The sequence below is a fragment of the Bacillus infantis genome (genome assembly GCF_050107595.1).
Lineage (GTDB): Bacteria > Bacillota > Bacilli > Bacillales > Cytobacillaceae > Bacillus_AB > Bacillus_AB infantis_C.
The window spans coordinates 279,616-295,504 of the sequence record NZ_JBNILH010000003.1 but is presented as its reverse complement, the minus strand read 5'-3'; the positions used below and the strand labels follow the sequence as shown (position 1 = coordinate 295,504).

Annotated in this window: 17 protein-coding genes; 14 read left to right on the top strand and 3 right to left on the bottom strand. The window is 45.5% G+C overall.

From position 1 onward, the window contains the following. Positions 1 to 26: 26 nt before the first annotated feature. Together ACQCVH_RS07940 and ACQCVH_RS07935 are read right to left on the bottom strand one after the other, a co-directional pair. The gene (locus ACQCVH_RS07940; protein WP_426835191.1) at positions 27 to 719 is read right to left on the bottom strand and encodes an LrgB family protein; all 693 of its coding nucleotides are present in this window, start codon (positions 717 to 719) and stop codon (positions 27 to 29) included. Further along, positions 692 to 1,093, bottom strand: a complete 402-nt coding sequence (locus ACQCVH_RS07935) for a CidA/LrgA family holin-like protein (RefSeq protein ID WP_035402941.1) — start codon at positions 1,091 to 1,093, stop codon at positions 692 to 694. The genes ACQCVH_RS07940 and ACQCVH_RS07935 overlap by 28 nt, the downstream gene beginning before the upstream one ends. 159 nt (positions 1,094 to 1,252) lie before the next feature. Here ACQCVH_RS07935 and ACQCVH_RS07930 point away from each other — a divergent pair, with 159 nt between their 5' ends. From ACQCVH_RS07930 to ACQCVH_RS07875, 12 genes are all read left to right on the top strand, one after another. After that, positions 1,253 to 1,690, top strand: a complete 438-nt coding sequence (locus tag ACQCVH_RS07930; RefSeq protein ID WP_426835190.1) for a MarR family winged helix-turn-helix transcriptional regulator — start codon at positions 1,253 to 1,255, stop codon at positions 1,688 to 1,690. A gap of 209 nt (positions 1,691 to 1,899) precedes the next feature. After that, entirely contained in the window at positions 1,900 to 2,535 is a 636-nt protein-coding gene (locus tag ACQCVH_RS07925) for a DUF3885 domain-containing protein (protein ID WP_426835189.1), read from the top strand. 157 nt (positions 2,536 to 2,692) lie between these two features. After that, entirely contained in the window at positions 2,693 to 3,883 is a 1,191-nt protein-coding gene (locus ACQCVH_RS07920) for a YhgE/Pip domain-containing protein (RefSeq protein WP_426835188.1), read from the top strand. Positions 3,884 to 3,928: 45 nt separating this feature from the next. Further along, the gene (locus ACQCVH_RS07915; protein WP_426835187.1) at positions 3,929 to 4,468 is read left to right on the top strand and encodes a PadR family transcriptional regulator; all 540 of its coding nucleotides are present in this window, start codon (positions 3,929 to 3,931) and stop codon (positions 4,466 to 4,468) included. Between the two features lie 605 nt (positions 4,469 to 5,073). Next, positions 5,074 to 5,949 carry an SMP-30/gluconolactonase/LRE family protein gene (locus tag ACQCVH_RS07910; protein WP_426835186.1) on the top strand — a complete coding sequence of 292 codons (876 nt, stop codon included), beginning with the start codon at positions 5,074 to 5,076 and terminating at the stop codon, positions 5,947 to 5,949. Between the two features lie 218 nt (positions 5,950 to 6,167). Next, positions 6,168 to 7,622: a PTS system trehalose-specific EIIBC component gene (gene treP / locus ACQCVH_RS07905; protein ID WP_426835185.1), complete on the top strand. Its 1,455-nt coding sequence runs from the start codon at positions 6,168 to 6,170 to the stop codon at positions 7,620 to 7,622. 79 nt (positions 7,623 to 7,701) lie between these two features. Beyond that, positions 7,702 to 8,418, top strand: coding sequence for a trehalose operon repressor (gene treR / locus ACQCVH_RS07900; protein ID WP_426835184.1), 717 nt, complete (start codon positions 7,702 to 7,704; stop codon positions 8,416 to 8,418). Between the two features lie 208 nt (positions 8,419 to 8,626). After that, complete coding sequence (locus ACQCVH_RS07895) at positions 8,627 to 9,040, top strand: hypothetical protein (protein WP_426835183.1); 414 nt, start codon at positions 8,627 to 8,629, stop codon at positions 9,038 to 9,040. Between the two features lie 224 nt (positions 9,041 to 9,264). Then, on the top strand, positions 9,265 to 10,269 hold the full coding sequence (locus ACQCVH_RS07890) for a TRAP transporter substrate-binding protein (RefSeq protein ID WP_426835182.1): 1,005 nt from the start codon (positions 9,265 to 9,267) through the stop codon (positions 10,267 to 10,269). 14 nt (positions 10,270 to 10,283) lie between these two features. After that, the gene (locus ACQCVH_RS07885) at positions 10,284 to 10,829 is read left to right on the top strand and encodes a TRAP transporter small permease (protein WP_426835181.1); all 546 of its coding nucleotides are present in this window, start codon (positions 10,284 to 10,286) and stop codon (positions 10,827 to 10,829) included. Then, entirely contained in the window at positions 10,826 to 12,121 is a 1,296-nt protein-coding gene (locus ACQCVH_RS07880) for a TRAP transporter large permease (RefSeq protein WP_426835180.1), read from the top strand. Before ACQCVH_RS07885 ends, ACQCVH_RS07880 begins: the two co-directional genes overlap by 4 nt. Before the next feature lie 527 nt (positions 12,122 to 12,648). Continuing rightward, positions 12,649 to 13,374: a DUF421 domain-containing protein gene (locus ACQCVH_RS07875; protein WP_426835179.1), complete on the top strand. Its 726-nt coding sequence runs from the start codon at positions 12,649 to 12,651 to the stop codon at positions 13,372 to 13,374. A gap of 38 nt (positions 13,375 to 13,412) precedes the next feature. Here the strand turns inward: ACQCVH_RS07875 and ACQCVH_RS07870 are convergent, their stop codons facing one another. After that, positions 13,413 to 13,901, bottom strand: coding sequence for a CBO0543 family protein (locus ACQCVH_RS07870; protein WP_426835178.1), 489 nt, complete (start codon positions 13,899 to 13,901; stop codon positions 13,413 to 13,415). Between the two features lie 333 nt (positions 13,902 to 14,234). On the opposite strand from ACQCVH_RS07870, the gene ACQCVH_RS07865 reads away from it, so the two are divergent. Then, the gene (locus ACQCVH_RS07865; protein WP_426835177.1) at positions 14,235 to 14,633 is read left to right on the top strand and encodes a cytidine deaminase; all 399 of its coding nucleotides are present in this window, start codon (positions 14,235 to 14,237) and stop codon (positions 14,631 to 14,633) included. A gap of 126 nt (positions 14,634 to 14,759) precedes the next feature. Continuing rightward, complete coding sequence (locus tag ACQCVH_RS07860) at positions 14,760 to 15,794, top strand: DUF3231 family protein (RefSeq protein ID WP_426835176.1); 1,035 nt, start codon at positions 14,760 to 14,762, stop codon at positions 15,792 to 15,794. The last annotated feature ends 95 nt before the right edge of the window (positions 15,795 to 15,889 follow it).

Here is a 15,889-nt window from a genome sequence, read left to right as displayed (position 1 = left end):
CTTCCAAATGGATAAGCAGGCTTTCTTTAAATATGGAACAGCCACACAACAACCGGACCGAACACGGATCCAAGAAGGGCGCACAGGGTCATCGAAACAGAGCTCATGGAGACGCTGACTTCGCCGTATTCGGACGCTTTTGAGGTTCCAAGTCCGTGTGAGGCGCTGCCGAGTGCAATGCCGCGGCCAAGCGAGGAGCGGATCCGGACCCACTTGATGATGGAAGGGCCTAATAGGACACCTGAGAAGCCGGCGAGTGTGACAAAGATGACGGTCATGGAAGGAATGCCTCCAATACCGTCTGCAATCTGCATGGCAACGGGCGTGGTGATCGATTTAGGGATGAGCGACAGGATGAGCTCGTGGTTCATCCCAAGCAGCATAGCAAACAGCATGCCGGTGATCATACCGGTGAACAAGCCCGTAAAGACGCCGCCAAGTACCGGCAGGCTGTATTTTTTCAAGACTTCGCGCTGGGTATAAAGCGGGTAGGCAAGGGCCGTCACAGCAGGGCCCAGCAGGAAGTGGATCCATTTCCCGCCTGTCATATACTCCTTATACGGCACATGAAGTCCTGCAAGCAGGGTGACAATAATGATGGTTGAAGTCAGGACTGGAATGAATACAGGATAGGAATATCGCTTATATACGGAAGCCATCACCATATAGATGGTGATGGTCGAGAAAATCATCAGGATTGCGATGATAAGGCTTTGCACGCTTTTTTCTCCTTTCGTTTATCGGCACGGTTTTCTAAAAACTGGCTCATCAGCCCTGCAGCGGCAATCGTGGCAATCGTGCTCACGACAACGATGGCAGCCAGTACTGCTCCGGTAGCGGAAAGCAGGCTCGGATAATTGACGACACCTGCCATCGACGGGATGAACAGGAGAGGCAGAATCGACAGCAGGAAGCTTGCTCCGTCTTTCACAAAGATGACCGGCACAATATGGAGCAGCAAACAGGCAAGAAGCAGCAAGAGTCCGATAATGCTTCCTGGTATTGGTATATGAAAAGCCCGCTGGATCACATCACCCGTGAAGGTGAAGGCGTATAGTACACAGATTTGGAGGACAATTTGAAGCCATTTCATGATAGTCATAGCTGTCCTGGAAAATAAGAACAGCGTTCCTCCTTTCAAAATCACTTTACTTTTCAGATAAATGTTTGTATAGTACAAGTATATATTTGTATTATACAAGCATTTTATTCTTTGTCAATCTATGTGCCACTCATACTAGGAGATGAAAGCATGTCAAAAGAGAAACAAAACGACGTTGAACTAATAGAATACGAATTGGCGACCTTCATCCGCAAGGCAGTCTATCTTGAGCAGTCGGAAAAGAAGATCGGCCAGCTGGAGCGCTCAGCCTATCTGCTGCTCAGACAGCTTGATGAATTCGGCCCAGCCCGCGTTAAAGAGCTTGCTGAAGCTTTTAAGCTTGATATCTCGACACTGTCCAGACAGGCTGCGTCACTTGAAGCGAAGGAGCTAATCAAGCGCTGTTCCGATCCAAAGGATGGCAGAGTAAGTGTATTTTCGATTACAGACCTGGGAAAAGAAAAACTGGAAGCAGATATCGCAAACCGAAGGTCCCATTATTTCAAAGTTCTAAAGGACTGGACAGAAGAAGAAAAGGAGATGTTCGGAAAGCTGGTTGTCCGCCTCAATACATCATTCTTTGAGTAGGCTTTTAGAATCTGAAAAAAGTAAGCGCATCCATCTCCGGAGCCGACAGGGAATTTCCATCTGCTCCCCTTTGAGATAATAAGAGAAAAAGAGCAAAAAAAGAGGGAGACTTATGCTCCTTTATAAAATAGCGCCATACTTGATGCTTGCCGGCCTGCGGTGTCGGATTGTTTGTGCTGATCTTGAGCTGGTTTTAGGGGGTTATGATAATGGAGGTCAAAGCATACTTGGAAAGAACATTCCCTAATCTTATTTTAAAGCCTAGCCTCTATTGCCAATGGGATATAGGCATCCACTTTGAACTCGGAAACGGAATCTATCAGGTCAAGGAAGATGGGGAATTGAATTTGCATCGGTTTGAGGCGGTATATAGCCAGACATGGTCCCTTTTTATGTCCCTTTTTTCAGAAGAAGATGAGATGGGTGTTGCTTTAAATATCTATCACACCGAAACGGGCAGAAAGAGCAAAAGGGCCACAAAGGTGTTTGGTCATTATTTAAGAAATAAAAAGCTGAAATATCAAATCGTACATGAAACTCTTCAGCATCTGCCTGATGATGAAGAGGCCGGGCACACTTCCAGATTCTATCTGAAAGGCAGAAAAAGTGATTTTGATTGCCTGAAGATCATTACTGCAGCCTGCAATGAGGATTTCCCGCTGAAGCCAAGGTTCGGAAATGACGGGGGTTCCTATTATCCGGATATCTTTTTTATCAACATGACACAAGATATCATCTTTTTTATCTATGATGATCGGGGATGCGAGGTTATTGCGGCCCGGACGGATAGCTTAAGGCAGCTATATGCTGAATACAGCGAATGGGTTGATGAATATAATATGTGACTGCAAAGAGTGTTTAATTACGCCTCTCTTGCAGTTTTTTTTATGTTGACTTTCCCTGAAAGATGCAATAAACTAACGAAGTACTCAAATTAAAGTACTTTTAACAAAGTGGTTTGATTAAAGCTAAATGAATATTATAGAAGGAAGGAAAGCAACAATGAAGTTTACGCAGTTTCTAAAAACACGAGGGGCCATCGCATCGATTTTCATGGGGATCTTCTATGCCGCTGCGATGCTTGGCATTTTTCTCCCAGGATATTCTGCGATTCCAGGGAATGTCGATCAAATGCCGATTGCGATTGTGAATGAAGATGCTGGCGCTTATGGTGCCCAGATTGCCGGACAGCTCCAGGAGAATCTCCCTTTTAAAGAAATTGAAACAGATATTAGCAATAAGCAGGCCATTAAAGACCTGAACCATAATGACCTGGCTTTAGTTGTGCGAATTCCGGAAACCTTCTCTGCGGATCTGCAAAAAGGTGAGGGATCGGCAGGCATTGATTTTACAATTAATGAAGCCTCTGCCACTACCGTTTCATCTACTATGAAATCTGTCGTCGGTGAAATCAACAACCAGCTGCGCAGCCAGTTCTCACAGCAAACTGCACAGGGTGTCCTGATGAACTTTAATCTGCCGGAAGACCAGGCAGCAGAGATGGCTAAGAAAATTGAAACAGCTTATAGCGGAAATGTTATTTCAATTAATAAGATTCCAGCTGGCATGAATAATAATATGCTGCCGATGTTCCTGACAATGGCCGGCTATGTTGGTGCTATGATCGGTGCGATGCAGCTGGTCGCTGCTTTCAGGGAAAGCCGCGGCAAAGCAAGCAAAACCAGGTTGTTCCTTTATGTGCAATTAACAGCACTCCTGATTGCTGTTGTATCCTCGGCTGTTGCCGTCGGAGTGGCGTATCTGGTCAATGAGCCAAGCGGCGATCTGTTCTTCGGCATGGCCGGCCAGCAGATCCTGAACTATATGGTCTGCTTCAACTTCACGGCAGTTCTGATCTTCCTGATCGGAGAAGGGGGCATGGTCTTGAACCTGCCGATCCTGCTGATGCAGACATTAGCAAATGGCGCAACCATCTCACGGGAAATGATGTATGCTCCATTCCAATGGATGAGCCATATTTCTCCGATGTATTATTCCGTCCAGGCTTACATGGCCAATATGTACAGCAGCATCAGTCCAAGCCCGTACCTCTGGTCAATGGCTGCAATAGGAGGAGCTGCCATGCTGATTAATATTGCCATTGTTGCGTTCCTTCACAAACCGGCGCCAGTCGGGGTTCCAGAGCTTGGTGCAGGTGATGCTCTCAAGGCTGCAGGTGAAGTCACCGCCTAGTTTTGCTATGATAAGAAGAAGATTCTTCTTGCAGGAGGATATAATATGTCCATTCAAATTTTCATCCTAAGCAAACTGATGGAGGATAATAATTATCCGTATAAATTAAAAAAACAGCTTTCCGAACCGATCCCGCTCGATCAGCTGAGCGGGCTGACGGAAAGCAAGCTGTACTACCATTTCGATACACTGGCGAAGCAGGGCCTCATTGAGACAGTCGAAATTATCAAAGAGGAACACCGCCCTGATAAGCAGGTTTTCGGTATCACAGCTAAGGGCCGTGAAGAATTGCCGAAGAAAATCTACAAGGAATTCGAGAAAGCCACCCAAATCGGGGAGATGGTCGTCGCAATCGCCAATATTAAATATGTGGAACGCGACAAGGTCATCACCATCCTGGAAAAAAAGCTCGACGCCATCAAGGCCCGCTGGGAGCAGATCAGCAGCATAGACGCCGAGAAGCATGTCGGCGAGGCGCAGCAGAACATCAGAGAATTCATGGAAGGCTATGTTTCAACCAGAATGGAGCATACAATTTACTGGCTAGAAGAGCTGATCCGGCGGGTGGAGCGGAAGGAAATTTAGCGTTCCAGGAGAGAGAGCTGGAGCCACTATTTCAGAGAAAAGCAGAAATAGTGGTTCTAGGTAAGAGAACTGGAAGCACTATTTCAGAGAAAAGCAGAAATAGTGGTTCTAGGTAAGAGAACTGGAACCACTATTTCAGAGAAAAGCAGAAATAGTGGTTCTAGGTAAGAGAACTGGAAGCACTATTTAAGAAAAACGCAGAAATAGTGGTTCTAGATGAGAGAGCTGGAACCACTATTTCAGGGAAAAGCAGAAATAGTGGCTCTAGGTAAGAGAGCTGGAACCACTATTTCAGGGAAAAGCCGGGATAGTGGTTCTAGATGAGAGAGCTGGAGCCACTATTTCAGAGAAAAGCTGGGATAGTGGTTCTAGATGAGAGAGCTGGAGCCACTATCTCAGAAAAACGCAGGAATAGTGGTTCCAGCTAAGAAAACTCAAACCCTTCTGCTAAAAAATTGATAAATGCTCTTAAAGCATGCTGCACTTCAGGCTGTCGACTAAGTTGACAGCCGTTTGTTATATTGTTTGCTTGTAAGTTTCCCGCCGCTTCCGCCCGGGAAAGTCTATAATAAAGTAAATCCTAAACAATTGACGAGGTGTTAAAAATGGGAGAAGTAGAATTAGTCCTGGATGCAAAAGCAACACTCGGCGAGGGGCCCTGCTGGGACGCAGATAAGCAGTTATTATACTGGGTGGATATCAAGGAGAAAAAGGTGAACATCTTCAGCCCGGTTTCCGGAGAAAACCGGGAGATCCAGCTGGAGCAGAACGTGGGGACGATTGTGCCGGGAGATGCGGAGGAAGCTGTCGTGGCTTTGGAGGATGGCCTATACCTTCTTAACCTTGATACAGGGAAGCTCACTTTAATAAAAGAATTAGAGAGTGATATTCCCTCTAATCGTTTTAATGACGGCAAGTGTGATCCTGCCGGCCGTTTCTGGGCAGGTACGATGGATAAGCAGGGTGCAGGTGCTGAAGGGTCGCTGTATTGTCTGAACACTGATCAGCAAGTTGAGAAAAAGTTAGATCAGCTTGGCATTTCGAATGGCCTCGCCTGGTCACCGGATAACAGATTTATGTATTTTATCGATACACCAACAAAAAAAATCAGCCGCTTTAATTTTGACCTCGAAACGGGGGCAATTGAAAACCGCACTGAAGTCATCGGCTTTCCAGAAGGAGACGGTGCACCGGACGGGATGACGATTGATGGAGAGGGGATGCTGTGGATTGCCCACTATGGCGGCGGCAAGGTATCGAGGTGGAATCCTCATACAGGCAAGCGGCTGTCAGAAATAAAGGTCCCTGCCAAGAACGTGACTTGCTGTACATTTGGGGGCAAGGACCTAAAGGACTTGTACATCACCACTGCAAGAGATGGGCTGAACGAAGAGCAGCTGATAGAGTATCCATTGTCAGGCGGGCTGTTCAGGGTAAAAACGGATGTGAAAGGGAGTCCCGCTTTTTCTTATAAAGGTTAAAATCTGAGCTGCCCTCAAGGCGGCTTTTTTTGAGTTCTCCAGCCCATACTGCTGGTTCCAGTAAAGAAACAGCCCCCATTATCCTGGCAAAAAAGATTGTGTTGACAAACTTGTATATATAAGTTAAATTTTAAGAGAGCTCAGTATTTGTATATACAAGTTAATGAAAGCGCTATTATATTTTTTATGTGCTGATTATAAAATATGGGGGAATACCTATGACAAAATATACAGGCCCTGCAAATGAGCTGCTGGAGCATATCGGCGGCCGGGAAAATATTGCAGCGGTGACACATTGTGTGACGCGCATGCGCTTTGTTCTGAATGATCCATCAAAGGCTGATATTGAAAAAATTGAAAACATTAAGCTTGTAAAAGGAACCTTCACGCAAGCCGGCCAGTTTCAGGTTGTAATCGGCAATGAAGTTTCAAGCTTTTATAATGAATTCACGAAGATTGCCGGTGTAGAAGGCACTTCAAAAGAGGAAGCCAAAACAGCGGCTAAGCAGAACCAGAATTTGCTTCAGCGGATGATGGGGCATATGGCCGAAATTTTTACACCATTAATTCCCGCCCTTGTAGTCGGCGGTTTGATTCTAGGCTTCAGAAATGTAATCGGTGACATTAAGCTCGTGGAAGATGGCACGAAGACCATTGTTGAGATCTCCCAATTCTGGGCTGGCGTTCACGCTTTCCTGTGGCTGATAGGCGAAGCGATATTCCACTTCCTTCCTGTAGGGATCACCTGGTCTGTTGCCAAGAAGATGGGAGCATCCCAGATCCTTGGAATCGTCCTTGGTATTACATTAGTGTCGCCGCAGCTGCTGAATGCCTATGGCGTTGCCGGGGCAGGGGCAGGAGATATTCCGCAATGGGACTTCGGATTCGCCCAGATTGATATGATCGGCTATCAGGCACAAGTTATTCCTGCCATCCTGGCTGGTCTGACATTAGGCTTCCTTGAAACAAGACTGCGTAAAGTGGTTCCAAATTCTATCAGCATGATTGTCGTTCCTTTCCTTGCACTAGTTCCGGCTGTGTTGATAGCGCATACAGTGCTTGGACCGATCGGCTGGCAAATTGGCTCCGTGATTTCAGATGTTGTGTATTCCAGCCTGACTTCTTCATTCGGCTGGCTGTTTGCAGCAGTGTTTGGCTTCGTGTACGCACCACTTGTCATTACCGGCTTGCATCATATGACAAATGCCATTGACCTTCAGCTGATGAGTGAGCTCGGCGGAACGAATCTGTGGCCAATGATCGCCATTTCAAATATTGCCCAAGGATCAGCCGTATTGGCCATGATCTTCATCAACCGCAAAAATGAAGAAGAAAAGCAGGTTTCGATCCCTGCTGCCATTTCCTGCTACCTTGGCGTAACCGAGCCAGCCATGTTCGGGATCAATCTGAAATACGGGTTCCCATTCCTGGCTGCCATGATCGGATCGATGATTGCAGGGGTTGTCTCTGTAGCGAGCGGCGTCATGGCCAACTCAATCGGTGTTGGCGGACTGCCTGGTATTCTTTCTATTCAGGCGCAGTATATCGGAACATTTGCCATCTGCATGATCATTGCGATTATCGTTCCATTTGTTCTGACAACCATCTTTGCTAAAACAGGCGTAAAGAATTTTACTTTCAAAAAGCAAAAGAAACAGAGTGCAGCTGTCTAACTGCATACAGGAAGGGGGGACGGGTGATTCTCTCTTCCTTTTTCTTTGCCTGATACAAATAATGATTGGGGATTGTTATATGAGAAAGAAGTATCTAGATATCTGCCAAAGCCTCACAGAGCAAATCAGGAGCGGAAGCATTAAACCGGAAACCTTTCTGCCATCTGAGAATGAAATGGTAAAAGAATATCAGGCTTCAAGGGAAACCATCCGCAAAGCATTGAATCTCCTTGCCCAAAATGGCTATATCCAGAAAATAAGGGGAAAAGGCTCGATGGTCCTTAATACTTCCAAATTCGACTTCCCTGTGTCCGGTCTGGTCAGTTTCAAGGAGCTGGCAGGCAAGATGAGTGAAGCTCCACAGACGATCCTAAACGGCTTGACTCTTGGAAAACCCAGGGGTTTCATCAAAAAAGAATTGCAGCTGGAGGAAGGCGACCTGGTCTGGGACGTCCTGCGGACAAGAAAGATGGGAGGGGAAAGAATTATTCTGGACCGCGACTTTCTGGCTGAAAAGCATGTTCCCCATCTGTCGGAGGACATTTGCAGGGATTCAATCTATCAGTATCTTGAAAAAGAGTTGAACCTGAATATCAGCTTTGCCAAGAAGGAAATCATCGTGGAGGAACCCACCGATGAGGACCGCTCCCTTCTGGATCTTGATGGCTTTCAGAATGTAGTAGTCATCAGGAGCCATGTATACCTGAACGATGCCAGCCTTTTTCAGTTCACAGAATCCAGGCATCGTCCGGACAAATTCCGTTTCACTGACTTTGCCAGAAGAGCTCTTCGTTGAAAATTAAGCATTTCTCTCAATTCTCCAATGCCGGATAATATTCGGCATTTTTTATTTGGCTCTTTTCGCATAGATTGCTGCGATCTTGCCATCCTCATTAATTTAAGTGAGCCCTTTGAAACTCCGCACTCGTTCATTTCTCCAGGTTGTCCAATCTATATTTCTTTCCTTAAATATAATGGAATATAAACTTTTGGAGGTGATACTATTGGCAATAGTCTACTCAACCGGTATAAGCATTCCCTCAAGCGGAAGCAACACCTTAAACAGGCCAGTCCCTTCTGCACCCGGCGGCGTTACCCTGGCTGCCTTCGGTTTGTCCGTTCCCCAGGCGCAGGCTAAGGTCATCCTGAATGGAACTATTGGGATAACAGCGGCGATATTAAACCCAACTGTACTGATTACAGTATTTAGAGGTTCTCAGGTTATTTTTACTGCACGTGAGGAAACCCAATTGGCTCTCGGTGAAACTCAGATCATTTCCTTTACCGCAGCCGAGCTTAATGTTCCTGCCGGTTATTTTGGATACTCCATGGTCATTTCTGTGGAAAATCCATTGTTGAACGGAGCAACAGTCACAGGGCCAGTTACTTTTACGGGTGTTGCTTACAGCGCTGTCTAAATAACAGAAGCCCTTCTCTTTTGAGAAGGGTTTCCATTTTGCACTGAATCCTTTTTTATAGCTGGCGAAATCGCCTTTATAAGCGCCATCATATTGCCTCTTAATCCCTCAGCTGTAATCCGGAACGCCACCTTTCATCCTGTAATGGTTTAATAATGTAAAAAGAGGGAATATTTTCGAGAAAATAACGCTGGAGAGCTAGATACTAAACTGGAGGGGGATTCATGAAGAATTTTAAGGTGTACGGCATTATCCTTCTGCTGCTGGCTGGGGTGCTGGCCGGCTGCACAGCCCAGGCTGCAGAAGAGGAAGGGACAGTCACATTGAGGCTTGCCCATAATCAGGGCGCAACGCACCCGATACATACTTCGCTGACAGAGTTTGCAAGATTGGTAGAGGAAAAGACTGATGGCGATATAAAGGTCAAAATTTATCCGAGCGGACAGCTTGGCGGGGAGCGTGAGGCACTTGAGCTGACACAGACCGGTGCGATTGACTTTGCCAAGGTGAGCGCCGGCTCGCTTGAGAATTTTTCAGAAGTCTATTCATTGTTCAGCCTTCCATATTTATTCGACGATAAAGACCATTTCTATAAAGCGATGAACAGCAGCACCGCAAAAGAGATCTATAAGACTACAACTGATATAGGTCTGAGGGGACTGACGTTCTATGAATCAGGCACAAGGAATTTTTACACGAAAAACAAGCCGATTATGCACCCGGATGATCTGAAGGGGCTGAAAATACGAGTCCAGCCGAGCCCGACGAACCTGAAGATGCTTGAGCTGATGGGCGGATCGCCGACACCGATGTCCTTCGGTGAAGTCTATACGGCTATGCAGCAGGGTGTCATTGATGGCTCGGAAAATAATGAAACAGCACTGACGGATAATAATCACGGAGAGGTGGCTAAGCAGTACAGCTACAGCGAGCATGCCATCATTCCGGATATCCTGATTGTCAATGAAAGCAAATGGAAGCAAATGACTGCCGATCAGAAGAAAGCTATAGCAGAAGCGGCAGAAGAGTCTTCTTTTTACCATAAAGAGGTTTGGCGGAAAGCGACAGAGAAAGCGATAAAGGACGCCAAGGGTATGAATGTCACGTTCAGCAGGCCGGATAAAGAGCCTTTCATGGAAGCCGTCCAGCCGCTTCATAAGGAGTTTGCAGAAAAGAAATCGACCGGAAAATACTATAAAGAAATCCGGGATATGGCTGAAGGCAGCTAAAAGGGGGAGCAATCATGCAGACTATGAAAAAATGGATCGATCTGAGCATTGCCTTTGTGACCTGCACCCTCTTGGGTGTGATGGTCCTGATGGCAATCTGGCAAGTGTTCACAAGATATGCACTGGATTCGCCAAGTACGATTTCAGAGGAGTTTCTCCGGTATTCGCTGATATGGGTTTCCATGCTAGGAGGAGCCTATGCTTTTGGGAAGAAGAAGCATATTGCCATCGAGTTCATCGTAGAAAAGCTGGAAAATAGGAAAAGACTTGCCGCAGCTATCCTGATTGAGCTGATTGTGCTGGCGTTTGCTGTTTTTGTCATGATTGTCGGCGGGTCTAAAACAGTAGGAATTTCAATGAAGCAGTATTCTGCCGCACTCGGCCTCCCGATGGCCTATATTTATCTGTCACTGCCGGTGAGCGGCGTCCTGATTGCTGCTTATTCTATAATTTCGATCAGGGAAATCTCCGCAAACAGACAAGCGGACCTATATTCAGAAGAAGTGGAGACTCCAGAGCCAATACATATTGATAAGGATAGAAAGGAGGGGCTGGGATGACAATCACAGCAGGACTTCTATTGCTGTTTGTGTTCTTTTTTCTCTTATTTTTGGGCGTGCCCATTGCCATCAGCATCGCCGGTGCCTCTCTTGTCACCATGCTTGTTCTGTTTCCTTTTGATATCGCCGTTTTCACAGCGGCGCAAAAGATGGTGGCGGGTCTGGACAGCTTTTCCCTGCTCGCCATCCCGTTCTTCATCCTGTCAGGGGTCATCATGAATAATGGCGGGATTGCGATCCGCCTGATCAACTTTGCGAAGGTCCTTTCGGGGAGGATGCCCGGGTCGCTTGCCCATACGAATGTAGTCGGCAATATGCTGTTCGGTTCAATTTCCGGCTCCTCTGTTGCTGCTGCAGCCGCAATCGGCGGTGTCATGTCGCCCCTTCAGAAGAAGGAAGGCTATAATCCGGCGTATTCTGCGGCCGTCAATATCGCATCGGCACCGACAGGGCTTCTGATCCCGCCGAGCGGCCTGCTGATTGTCTATTCCCTTGTGAGCGGCGGGACGTCGATTGCCGCTCTCTTCATCGCCGGCTATATTCCAGGGATTCTTTGGGGCCTTGCGACCATGGCTGTAGCATATGCGATTGCGAAGAAAAAGAATTATCCGATTGCCCAGAAGATTACGTTCAGCCAGGTGATGAAGGTATTCCTGGATGCGATTCCGAGCCTGCTGCTGGTGTTTATCGTTATCGGCGGAATCATTGCCGGGGTATTCACGGCAACAGAAGGCGCTGCTATTGCGGTTGCATATTCTCTCATCCTATCGATGTTTTATCGGACATTTAAGGTAAAGGATGTTCCAAAGATGCTGATGGAAACGGTGGAGATGACAGCCATCATTATGCTTCTGATCGCTGCATCAACCATCCTTTCCCTTGTCATGGCGTTTACAGGCATTCCCGAGGCCATCAGCAGCGGAATCCTCAGCCTGACCGACAATCCGATTCTGATCCTGCTGCTGATGAACGTCATCCTGCTGATTATTGGAACTTTCATGGATATTACGCCTGCAGTCCTGATATTCACGCCGATCTTCCTGCCGATTGCTACAAGCATCGGGATGGACCCGGTGCACTTTGGCATCATGATGTGTCTTAACCTCTGCATCGGAAGCATTACGCCGCCTGTCGGAAGCGCCCTGTTCGTCGGATCCAGCGTCGGCAAGGTGAAAATCGAGCAGCTTGTGAAGCCATTGCTTCCATTCTACGCTGCCATCATCGTTGTTCTGCTGCTTGTTACTTATATCCCGCAGGTCAGCATGGTGCTGCCGGAACTGTTTGGACTATAAAATGAAAAAGGCTGCTTCTGGCCTTATCCAGTTCAGATAATGTGGGGGAAACTTAAAATCACAGCTTAAATAACATCCGTTTTCGTAGCGTATGTAGACGGATTAAATAACCAAAAAAGCTTGGGATATCCCAGGCTTTTTACTTTTGAATGCTCTTATTCAATTAAAATACTCAATCGCTGAATAGTTGAACAAGCGATTTCCGCTAAACTTTTGCATTCATAAACAATGAAACTAGATTTCCTGTTAATGGAGATGTATAGAAGAAAAAATTACCCTTATTTTTCTACCCCAGCAACCCACTCTTGAGCTGCTTGAAGCAAATTAAATTCACATTAGCACCTTAAATTGCACGATGACATTATTCATTGTTAAGGTGTTACCTTGGGTGCTAATAGCTATTCCATTTACAGTATTCCTCCCAGAAAACTGAACTTCATACTCTGGTGAGGCGACCTTCCGGTTTTCCGTATAATTCCAGCTCTCCTCCGATAAACTAAAGTCATCATCTGTCAGGAGGAAAGTCTATGGAAGATCTGCTGCATAACAGCCTTCTCATTTTCGGAAGAATCATCACCATTCTGCCTTTATTGCTCTTTATTACTCTCTTTATGGGAAGACGTTCGATTGGTGAGCTCCCTGTTTTTGATTATCTGGTCATCATCACACTGGGAGCGGTGGCCGGGGCGGATATAGCAGATCCCTCCATCAGGCATCTGGAAACAGGCTTTGCCATCATTGCCATCGGGCTTCTCCAGCGGCTGATTGGCAGACTGAAAATATCGAAACGGAAGTTTGGAAAACTTATCACCTTTGAACCGGTCATTGTGATACATAAAGGCAAATTCCTTAGTGCCAATTTAAAAAAATATCACTACAGTATTGATAACATCCTGCAAATGCTGAGAGATAAGCAGGTCTTTGATGTGCAATATGTGGAACTAGGGATACTGGAGGGAAACGGAATGCTGAGTGTCCAACTGAAGCCGGCACAGTTGCCTGCCACAAAGGGAGACTTGAATATTTCCGGAAGCTCTTCGCAAATTGCCTTTCCTGTCATCGTTGAAGGAAAGGTATACAGGGAGGTCTTGGAACGGTTTGATGTGGATCAGGACTGGCTTAATTCGGAGCTGTCCCGGCTTGGCATCTCCCGTCTGCAGGAAATATTTTTTGCGTCTATCAGCCCTGAAAAAGAACTGCATATTTCTCTGAAAAATGAACAGGCACATTCAATACCGTCTTTGTTTCATTAGCCTATTTGCTGCTTCTCTTAAAACAGCAGCATCAGCTCCTACTTATTATCAGGAACTGGTGTGTTATTGGCCTTTCGTATAATGGCTATGAAGGCTCTGGAAATCAAAAAGGTCAGGGTAAGAGAATAGAAACTGGTAGCCGAATTCCATCCTTTTTTAAATCTAATAAGTTCTGTTCTTTTTTCAAAAAAGTGTTCAACTATAGCCATTGGGCCGCTGAAGCAGACTGACTTAATCAGAATGCCCATAGGACTCGATGATTTTGTAACCTGATTAAAATAGACACAGGCAACTGGGTAGAGAAGATAGTCGAAAATAAAGCTGACGTCAAATGATTTCAGCAGCTTAACGGGATAGGTTATATAGCCTCTTCTGACAAGCAGCTTGTCGATGATGGAGGAAACATATCCTTTGAAGAGAAAAATCAGCATCCAGTCTTTTACCGGAGGCTTCCTCATCAAATTGATAAACGAAATCAATCCAAAGACAAGAAGAATTTTCAATGTGTTTTTTTCAAATTTATTCATGGCTGTATCCTTCCCGGCGGTGTGATTATGATTGTTACTATCCCAAGGAAGGTGGGGATGTATTCATTCATGTTTGCTTAGAGCAAGGCAGCCTGTGGGAAGGGAGTGGACCCCTTTTTAGAATAAATACATGTGGCATGCAGGACATTGTGAAGGGAATAATGATAATCATTATAGCTTCTCTCTGTATAAAAGAGGATGGGAATTAATTAAAATTTATTATTCAGTATTGACAAACTTTTCCCGGAAATATAATATAAGAAGTCCTGCCAACTAAAAATTGGCGTAAGGGGACTGTGAAAGGTTCATTCTTATTTGAGGGGATGGATTGTGATGGATAAAGAAAAATTAATGGAAAGTGCACGCGCTGTAAAACAGGATGCGTATGCACCGTACTCTAATTTTCCAGTAGGAGCAGCTTTACTGCTGAAAGATGGAACCGTTATCAACGGAGTGAACGTCGAGAATGTTTCTCTTGGGGCGACGAATTGCGCTGAAAGGACAGCTATTTTCACTGCTATTGCAAAGGGCTATAAAAAAGGAGACTTCCAGGCAATCGCGGTTTCCGGGAATACGGCTGACTTCCTTCCGCCCTGCAGCATTTGCAGGCAGGTTCTGGCAGAATTCTGCTCACCGGACATGCCGGTCTACTTAACAAATGAAAAAAAAGATATATTGGAATTGCCTTTGAAGGAGCTATTGCCATACGCCTTCACTGATTTAGAAATGTAGCCGATCAATTATTGGAGCCTGCTTTGAAATTACCCGAAGCAGGCTTTTTCTGTGCATATATACAAAGAATACGTTTCCGGCGTGAGGAGGATACTAACACCATAAAGTGTTAGAAGGAGATTGATCATGGATACGATCAAGCCGATTAAAGTTGGAACAAATAAGACGAGCCCGAAAGACCCCTTAACGTCAGCAGAGATGGGAAAGCTCTGGGCTACCTATATGGGAAACAGTATGTCAAAGTGCATCCTGGCTTACTATCTTAAACATGTAGATGATCCAGATATTAAAGCTTTATTGGAAAATGCTTCAAAATTAAGTGGAGATTTTATGAAAACGACAGAGCGGCTGTTAAAAGAAGAAAACTTCCCAATTCCAGATGGCTTTAATGAAAATGATGTCAATCTTGGTGCACCCCGATTGTATCATGACGCCTATTATGTCCATTATTTAAAATATGCGGCAAAAGCAGGCATGAGCATCTACAACGTAGGATATCCATTAGTATTCCGAAAGGATATTGTAGAATTTTTTCAATATTGTCTGCAAGAATCGATGCTGCTGATGGATCAGATCAAAGATATTCTTATGAATAAAGGATTGATTATGAAACCGCCTTACATTCCTATCCCCGAAAAAGTGGATTATGCCCAAAAAGATTTTTTAAATGGTTTCCTGGGACGTGTCAGGCCGCTGCACGCGCTGGAGATCACACATCTTTATGACAACATTGAAAATAATGCAACTAGCAAGGCCTTGATTATGTCATTTGCCCAAACAGCCAAAAGTGAGAAGGTCCGGCAGCTGTTTGAAAAAGGGACGAGTATGACACATAGCAATCTGGAGCGGTATATGCAGAAGCTGCATGATGAAAACCTGCCATCGCCTACATTTCTGGACGACCTGGTAACAGACTCCACCTTTGCGCCTTTCTCGGATAAGCTCATGCTGTTTCATAAGATGGACATGTTCTCAATGAAAATCAGGGCATTTGGGAATTCACTGGCAGTGAATGGCAGGCATGATATCGGACTCTTATATTCAAGGTCGCTTATGAGTATTGCCCGGTTTGTCACAGACGCATCGGATATTATGATGGAGAACGGATGGATGGAAAAACCGCCTGAAGCCGCGGAAAGGCAGAATCTGGCATCACATTAATAGATTAAATAAGCTGCCGGAAAATGGCGGCTTTTTCTTTTTTCCTGAAAGAGGAAGAACTCCTTCATTATAGAATGTATTTAGAGAGGAGGAGT

What these genes read in the sequence shown, in the direction of transcription:
- ACQCVH_RS07935 (WP_035402941.1), bottom strand. Translation starts at nt 1,093, where the DNA reads ATGAAATGGCTTCAAATTGTCCTCCAAATCTGTGTACTATACGCCTTC.
- ACQCVH_RS07930 (WP_426835190.1), top strand. Translation starts at nt 1,253, where the DNA reads ATGTCAAAAGAGAAACAAAACGACGTTGAACTAATAGAATACGAATTG.
- ACQCVH_RS07925 (WP_426835189.1), top strand. Translation starts at nt 1,900, where the DNA reads ATGGAGGTCAAAGCATACTTGGAAAGAACATTCCCTAATCTTATTTTA.
- ACQCVH_RS07920 (WP_426835188.1), top strand. Translation starts at nt 2,693, where the DNA reads ATGAAGTTTACGCAGTTTCTAAAAACACGAGGGGCCATCGCATCGATT.
- ACQCVH_RS07915 (WP_426835187.1), top strand. Translation starts at nt 3,929, where the DNA reads ATGTCCATTCAAATTTTCATCCTAAGCAAACTGATGGAGGATAATAAT.
- ACQCVH_RS07910 (WP_426835186.1), top strand. Translation starts at nt 5,074, where the DNA reads ATGGGAGAAGTAGAATTAGTCCTGGATGCAAAAGCAACACTCGGCGAG.
- treP (WP_426835185.1), top strand. Translation starts at nt 6,168, where the DNA reads ATGACAAAATATACAGGCCCTGCAAATGAGCTGCTGGAGCATATCGGC.
- treR (WP_426835184.1), top strand. Translation starts at nt 7,702, where the DNA reads ATGAGAAAGAAGTATCTAGATATCTGCCAAAGCCTCACAGAGCAAATC.
- ACQCVH_RS07890 (WP_426835182.1), top strand. Translation starts at nt 9,265, where the DNA reads ATGAAGAATTTTAAGGTGTACGGCATTATCCTTCTGCTGCTGGCTGGG.
- ACQCVH_RS07885 (WP_426835181.1), top strand. Translation starts at nt 10,284, where the DNA reads ATGCAGACTATGAAAAAATGGATCGATCTGAGCATTGCCTTTGTGACC.
- ACQCVH_RS07880 (WP_426835180.1), top strand. Translation starts at nt 10,826, where the DNA reads ATGACAATCACAGCAGGACTTCTATTGCTGTTTGTGTTCTTTTTTCTC.
- ACQCVH_RS07875 (WP_426835179.1), top strand. Translation starts at nt 12,649, where the DNA reads ATGGAAGATCTGCTGCATAACAGCCTTCTCATTTTCGGAAGAATCATC.
- ACQCVH_RS07870 (WP_426835178.1), bottom strand. Translation starts at nt 13,901, where the DNA reads ATGAATAAATTTGAAAAAAACACATTGAAAATTCTTCTTGTCTTTGGA.
- ACQCVH_RS07865 (WP_426835177.1), top strand. Translation starts at nt 14,235, where the DNA reads ATGGATAAAGAAAAATTAATGGAAAGTGCACGCGCTGTAAAACAGGAT.
- ACQCVH_RS07860 (WP_426835176.1), top strand. Translation starts at nt 14,760, where the DNA reads ATGGATACGATCAAGCCGATTAAAGTTGGAACAAATAAGACGAGCCCG.